This window comes from Levilactobacillus senmaizukei DSM 21775 = NBRC 103853, assembly GCF_001592085.1.
Lineage (GTDB): Bacteria > Bacillota > Bacilli > Lactobacillales > Lactobacillaceae > Levilactobacillus > Levilactobacillus senmaizukei.
This window is the reverse complement of record NZ_BCWD01000056.1, coordinates 1-1,658: the sequence shown is the minus strand read 5'-3', so window position 1 is coordinate 1,658 and position 1,658 is coordinate 1. Positions and strand designations below refer to the sequence as shown.

2 protein-coding genes are annotated in these 1,658 nt (G+C 39.4%); both read right to left on the bottom strand.

The window, feature by feature from the left end; translation table 11 throughout:
- Positions 1–144: 144 nt before the first annotated feature.
- A complete protein-coding gene (pnuC, locus tag LSE01S_RS10560) occupies positions 145–933 on the bottom strand; it encodes a nicotinamide riboside transporter PnuC (protein WP_061777585.1) in 789 nt (262 codons plus the stop codon).
- Positions 934–1,217: 284 nt separating this feature from the next.
- The coding region (locus LSE01S_RS10555; protein ID WP_061777584.1) for a RepB-like protein at positions 1,218–1,658 on the bottom strand (441 nt) is incomplete at its 5' end.

Here is a 1,658-nt window from a genome sequence, read left to right as displayed (position 1 = left end):
GTAAGAAATGGACCCTATAAGTTCTAATTTTATTTCTTCAAAGCAAGATAATCAGTTGGTTCAAGGTAGATTGTAAAATTAATCCGAACGCTGTTCGGACAAAAAAGCACGACTGCATTAACAGCCGTGCTCATTATATTCAAATTAGTGATTCAATCCAAATGCCTGATTATCACTAGCATCCGCGCTAGCTACATCACTAGCTGCTTGTTCTTCGGCCATCAACCGAGCGCGTTCATGTTTGTTATACCAAGGTGAAACAGTGAAAGCCAAGACATCGTTCATCAGATAAACGGAACTATTAATGAACATTGCTAGTGTCGCCGAACCTTGACGGAACGAGATGAACCAGAGGACCATTTGTGCTAAACCAGAGGCAATCCACCAGAAATACTGGTTGTTGTAACGGAGGAAGCAAATAACGCCGGCCGTTAAACAAATCGCAAAACTAATGGCATCGACCCATGGCCGGGGATCATCAGTTAAGGCACCAATAAGATAGCCGGAGATGGCATAAACAACTAAAGTTGCGACAATTGCGACGATCCACGTCTTACCCGTAAACTTCCGAATCTTTGAAACCATGTTGACGTTCCAATTAGCACTTAATAGTACTGGAATATCAAGCGTTACGACGTAGGCTAATTGTTCCCCAATGCTTAAATAGTTCTTAGCTGAAAAACCAACTACGATGAAGCAAGCGGCGGAGATGACGCCTAATAATCCATTGACTGACTTAGCCGCATTAATGGCTAACACACAAAGAACACCCAAAGTGGTCCCAATAAATGTTAAAATAGACAATGCTGTAATTGGCGCACTTACTAACGTCATTACTTGACATCCTAGGCTAAAATAGAATAGATAGTAGTTCTGTTGTGGCCAACCTTTTAGTTGGTGTGATAAGAATTTAAAATAATTACTCAAAATCATGCTCCTCTTTCCGTTTTCATACGCGGTTGTAGGTGTCTAGTTGGCCAACCAGTCACGTCACACTACTACATGTAGTGTGACGTTTAAAACAACACAATATATTGTATCATTATCTTGGCCGATGAAAAGGGTAAAATTCCAAATTTATATTGAATTGTTTACAATCTACCCACCAGAATAATCTGTGGGACAGTCCCAGCCCTCACCCTTTAGCTTGGCAGCTACAGCTTGTTCAAATTTATCTTCCGCTATTTAACTAGTCTTCTTTTCTTTTTTAGTTGTAACTATTTACCAAAACGCCACCACTTTTTAGGTTTAGGTTGTGACTCCGGGGTGCTATTTTCAGGTTCCGGTTGTTTGTCTGACGTCACTTCTTTTTCACCATCATCATGCGGTGCCATCGTTAAGGCTTTCAAGTCCTTAATTTCTGCCTTGTATTCTTCGAGCAGTTGTTTGTCCTGTAAGGCCAATCTTTGTTGCTGGTCTAGTAATTTATGTAACTCTTTCTTTTCAGATTGAATTTCTGATACTAAATTGCGAAGGAATTTCACTTCATCTTGATCATAAACAGCATCTTTTTCGTTGTCGTCAATATCATCTTTATGTTGATGTTCTTTGGTTGATGAACCATTTTTAAACATTGATTTAATAGTCTTTTGGCCGTCAACATTAACGTAAACGGTATTACCTTTTGTTGATGTAAATTGACGTAAATCGATTGACGT